General features: G+C 54.2%; 3 rRNA genes. All 3 read right to left on the bottom strand.

What is annotated here, in order from left to right:
• Positions 1-8: 8 nt before the first annotated feature.
• Positions 9-125 (bottom strand): 5S ribosomal RNA (gene rrf, locus AB0O87_RS15555).
• Positions 126-233: 108 nt separating this feature from the next.
• Positions 234-3335: ribosomal RNA gene (locus tag AB0O87_RS15550) — 23S ribosomal RNA — on the bottom strand.
• A 411-nt stretch (positions 3336-3746) separates the two neighbouring features.
• Positions 3747-5270 (bottom strand): 16S ribosomal RNA (locus tag AB0O87_RS15545).
• The 16S, 23S and 5S rRNA genes sit together here, the layout of an rRNA operon.
• Positions 5271-5689: the final 419 nt, after the last annotated feature.

The raw sequence follows: 5689 nt of genomic DNA, 5'->3' as shown, positions 1-5689 counted from the left end.
TAAAAGAAGTTCGGCGGTGTCCTACTCTCCCACAGGGTCCCCCCTGCAGTACCATCGGCGCTGTGAGGCTTAGCTTCCGGGTTCGGAATGTAACCGGGCGTTTCCCTCACGCTATGGCCGCCGAAACACTATTGATGTTTCAATCAAACACATAACAAAGTCATTGTTGTTATGCAGTTCTCGACCGTACATCGAGAACCACTCAGTGGACGCGTAGCACCAACAAACGGTGTGTTATCAAGTCATCGGCTTATTAGTACCAGTCAGCTGCATGCATTACTGCACTTCCACATCTGGCCTATCAACCCAGTAGTCTGGCTGGGAGCCTCTCACCCGAAGGTATGGAAATCTCATCTTGAGGCCGGCTTCCCGCTTAGATGCTTTCAGCGGTTATCCATCCCGAACGTAGCTAATCAGCGGTGCTCCTGGCGGAACAACTGACACACCAGAGGTTCGTCCAACCCGGTCCTCTCGTACTAGGGTCAGATCCTCTCAAATTTCCTACGCGCGCAGCGGATAGGGACCGAACTGTCTCACGACGTTCTAAACCCAGCTCGCGTACCGCTTTAATGGGCGAACAGCCCAACCCTTGGGACCTACTCCAGCCCCAGGATGCGACGAGCCGACATCGAGGTGCCAAACCATGCCGTCGATATGGACTCTTGGGCAAGATCAGCCTGTTATCCCCGAGGTACCTTTTATCCGTTGAGCGACAGCGCTTCCACAAGCCACTGCCGGATCACTAGTCCCGACTTTCGTCCCTGCTCGACCTGTCAGTCTCACAGTCAAGCTCCCTTGTGCACTTACACTCGACACCTGATTACCAACCAGGTTGAGGGAACCTTTGGGCGCCTCCGTTACTTTTTGGGAGGCAACCGCCCCAGTTAAACTACCCACCATGCACTGTCCCTGAACCGGATTACGGTTCGAAGTTAGATATCCAGAGTGACCAGAGTGGTATTTCAACAATGACTCCACACGAACTAGCGTCCATGCTTCAAAGTCTCCCACCTATCCTACACAAGCCACACCGAACACCAATACAAAGCTGTAGTAAAGGTCACGGGGTCTTTCCGTCCTGCTGCGCGTAACGAGCATCTTTACTCGTAATGCAATTTCGCCGAGTTCGCGGTTGAGACAGTTGGGAAGTCGTTACGCCATTCGTGCAGGTCGGAACTTACCCGACAAGGAATTTCGCTACCTTAGGATGGTTATAGTTACCACCGCCGTTTACTGGGGCTTAAATTCTCAGCTTCGCCTTGCGGCTAACCGGTCCTCTTAACCTTCCAGCACCGGGCAGGCGTCAGTCCGTATACATCGTCTTGCGACTTGGCACGGACCTGTGTTTTTAGTAAACAGTCGCTACCCACTAGTCTCTGCGGCCTCCAAACGCTTTTGGGAGCAAGTCCCTATACGCCGAAGGCCCCCCTTCTCCCGAAGTTACGGGGGCATTTTGCCGAGTTCCTTAACCACGATTCTCTCGATCTCCTTGGTATTCTCTACCTGACCACCTGAGTCGGTTTGGGGTACGGGCGGCTTGAACCTCGCGTCGATGCTTTTCTTGGCAGCATAGGATCACCCACTTTATCCGCATCGTGTCTCAGCCTATGTGAATCGCGGATTTGCCTACGACTCGGCCTACGCACTTGCACCAGGACAACCATCGCCTGGCTGGGCTACCTTCCTGCGTCACACCTGTTAATACGCTAACCGCACCAGAATGGGGTCGTGCGCTAGGCCCAACGCGTCACCCCGAAGGGATCAGTCACTGGGATTCAGACACTTAGCACTACTGGATTAGCTTGGGCGGTTCTTCGCCGGTACGGGAATATCAACCCGTTGTCCATCGACTACGCCTGTCGGCCTCGCCTTAGGTCCCGACTTACCCAGGGAAGATTAGCTTGACCCTGGAACCCTTGGTCTTTCGGAGGACGTGTTTCTCACACGTCATTCGCTACTCATGCCTGCATTCTCACTCGTGTAGCCTCCACGGCTGGTTCACACCGCCGCTTCGCTGGCCACACGACGCTCTCCTACCCATCAACACGGCTGGACCACGAAGGCCTACCAATAATGTCAATGCCACAACTTCGGTGGCGTGCTTGAGCCCCGTTACATTGTCGGCGCGGAATCACTTGACCAGTGAGCTATTACGCACTCTTTCAAGGGTGGCTGCTTCTAAGCCAACCTCCTGGTTGTCAAGGCAACTCCACATCCTTTCCCACTTAGCACGCGCTTTGGGACCTTAGTTGGTGGTCTGGGTTGTTTCCCTCTCGACTATGAAGCTTATCCCCCACAGTCTCACTGCTGCGCTCTCACTTACCGGCATTCGGAGTTTGGCTGACGTCAGTAACCTTGTAGGGCCCATCGGCCATCCAGTAGCTCTACCTCCGGTAAGAAACACGCAACGCTGCACCTAAATGCATTTCGGAGAGAACCAGCTATCACGAAGTTTGATTGGCCTTTCACCCCTATCCACAGCTCATCCCCTCAGTTTTCAACCTAAGTGGGTTCGGTCCTCCACGACGTCTTACCGTCGCTTCAACCTGGCCATGGATAGATCACTTCGCTTCGGGTCTAGGACATGCGACTGAATCGCCCTATTCAGACTCGCTTTCGCTACGGCTACCCCTCACGGGTTAACCTCGCCACATATCGCTAACTCGCAGGCTCATTCTTCAAAAGGCACGCTGTCACCCCTACTAAGGAGGCTCCAACGGTTTGTAAGCAAACGGTTTCAGGTACTATTTCACTCCCCTCCCGGGGTACTTTTCACCTTTCCCTCACGGTACTTGTCCGCTATCGGTCATCTGGGAGTATTTAGGCTTATCAGGTGGTCCTGACAGATTCACACGGGATTTCACGGGCCCCGTGCTACTTGGGATACTCTTCGCGTCAAGAGAAGCATTTCGACTACGGGGTTGGCACCCTCTATGACCGGCCTTTCAAGACCGTTCGTCTATACTTTCTTGTAACGCCGCCACCTCGGCAGAGATGACTGAAAAGTCCCACAACCCCCAACGTGCAACACCTGCCGGCTATCACACACGCTAGGTTTAGCCTGATCCGGTTTCGCTCGCCACTACTAACGGAATCGCGGTTGCTTTCTCTTCCTGTGGGTACTGAGATGTTTCACTTCCCCACGTTCCCTCTACCCGCCCTATATATTCAGGCGGGAGTCACTAGGTCGGCACGCCGCCCAGCGGGGTTTCCCCATTCGGACACCCTCGGATCAAAACTTGCTTATCAGTTCCCCGAGGCTTATCGCAGATTGCTACGTCCTTCTTCGGCTCCAGATGCCAAGGCATCCACCGTTTGCTCTTAAAGACTTGATATTTCACATGAGTTTGAATCAGAATCGACTCCAGACTCGAAAGCCTGGAATGAAATTGACTAATGATCTTTAAGATCATCTTGTGCAACCGACAAAAGCCGGCTGCAAGATGCTCGCGTCCACTGTGTAGTTCTCAAAGTACGGGCGGTACCCCCATCCACAACCCCCAAAAGGGAAACAGAAAGAGGCCCAGAGGTACAGACCAGATCCCAAAGGATCCGCATCCGGTCCCTCAGGACCCAACAGCGTGCAGACACCCACCCCATCACCCAGAACTTTCCCACCGCAAGCGGCGTACTCATTCCAAGATCAGATCCTGATGCCATGTCAAATGTTCCACCCATGAGCTCCCAGCGAAGAACAGACGCCTTCGAACTGGGTTCTGGACTCCGAAGAGTCAGATGCTCCTTAGAAAGGAGGTGATCCAGCCGCACCTTCCGGTACGGCTACCTTGTTACGACTTAGTCCTAATTACCGATCCCACCTTCGACGGCTCCCTCCACAAGGGTTAGGCCACCGGCTTCAGGTGTTACCGACTTTCATGACTTGACGGGCGGTGTGTACAAGACCCGGGAACGTATTCACCGCAGCGTTGCTGATCTGCGATTACTAGCGACTCCGACTTCATGAGGTCGAGTTGCAGACCTCAATCCGAACTGGGACCGGCTTTTTGGGATTCGCTCCACCTCGCGGTATTGCAGCCCTTTGTACCGGCCATTGTAGCATGCGTGAAGCCCAAGACATAAGGGGCATGATGATTTGACGTCATCCCCACCTTCCTCCGAGTTGACCCCGGCAGTATCCCATGAGTTCCCACCATTACGTGCTGGCAACATAGAACGAGGGTTGCGCTCGTTGCGGGACTTAACCCAACATCTCACGACACGAGCTGACGACAACCATGCACCACCTGTTTACGAGTGTCCAAAGAGTTGACCATTTCTGGCCCGTTCTCGTATATGTCAAGCCTTGGTAAGGTTCTTCGCGTTGCATCGAATTAATCCGCATGCTCCGCCGCTTGTGCGGGTCCCCGTCAATTCCTTTGAGTTTTAGCCTTGCGGCCGTACTCCCCAGGCGGGGAACTTAATGCGTTAGCTGCGTCACGGAATCCGTGGAATGGACCCCACAACTAGTTCCCAACGTTTACGGGGTGGACTACCAGGGTATCTAAGCCTGTTTGCTCCCCACCCTTTCGCTCCTCAGCGTCAGTTACGGCCCAGAGATCTGCCTTCGCCATCGGTGTTCCTCCTGATATCTGCGCATTCCACCGCTACACCAGGAATTCCAATCTCCCCTACCGCACTCTAGTCTGCCCGTACCCACTGCAGGCCGGAGGTTGAGCCTCCGGATTTCACAGCAGACGCGACAAACCGCCTACGAGCTCTTTACGCCCAATAATTCCGGATAACGCTTGCACCCTACGTATTACCGCGGCTGCTGGCACGTAGTTAGCCGGTGCTTTTTCTGCAGGTACCGTCACTTTCGCTTCTTCCCTGCTAAAAGAGGTTTACAACCCGAAGGCCGTCGTCCCTCACGCGGCGTTGCTGCATCAGGCTTGCGCCCATTGTGCAATATTCCCCACTGCTGCCTCCCGTAGGAGTCTGGGCCGTGTCTCAGTCCCAGTGTGGCCGGTCACCCTCTCAGGCCGGCTACCCGTCGACGCCTTGGTGAGCCATTACCTCACCAACAAGCTGATAGGCCGCGAGCCCATCCCCAACCGAAATTCTTTCCAGATACAGACCATGCGGTCGCATCACATATCCAGTATTAGACGCCGTTTCCAGCGCTTATCCCAGAGTCAGGGGTAGGTTGCTCACGTGTTACTCACCCGTTCGCCACTGATCCCACAGAGCAAGCTCCGTGTTCACCGTTCGACTTGCATGTGTTAAGCACGCCGCCAGCGTTCATCCTGAGCCAGGATCAAACTCTCCGTAAAAAAGAAATGCATACCCCACCGGGAAAACGGTGACGCAGCGAGTTTGATGCTGACCAAAGAGACAAATTCATTGCTGACTTTATCCATTGCCAACCCCCCAGAAGAGGATTGGTCTTTGATCCAAAGGAATTCTCACCTAGCCGAAGCTAGACGAGGATAATTTGGCATTTGACAAGTGCACGCTGTTGAGTTCTCAAGGATCGGATGCTCCCACGACCCAGCCATCACGACCAGGCCCGAAGGGCAACTTCTCTATCTTACCCACCTCGACCCGCTTGTCAAATCGGCGTGTCGTGCGAATCTCAGATCCGCGACACCACTGAAGACAGCAACAGAAGAGGTGGAATCCCAACCCTAGACGCAAACGTCCGAACTCTCAAATGAGAGAAGATTGGGAGTGGTTCTCCGCTTGAGGGGGG

The sequence above is a fragment of the Microbacterium sp. NPDC076768 genome (genome assembly GCF_040687205.1).
Lineage (GTDB): Bacteria > Actinomycetota > Actinomycetes > Actinomycetales > Microbacteriaceae > Microbacterium.
This window is presented reverse-complemented; position numbering and strand designations above follow the sequence as displayed.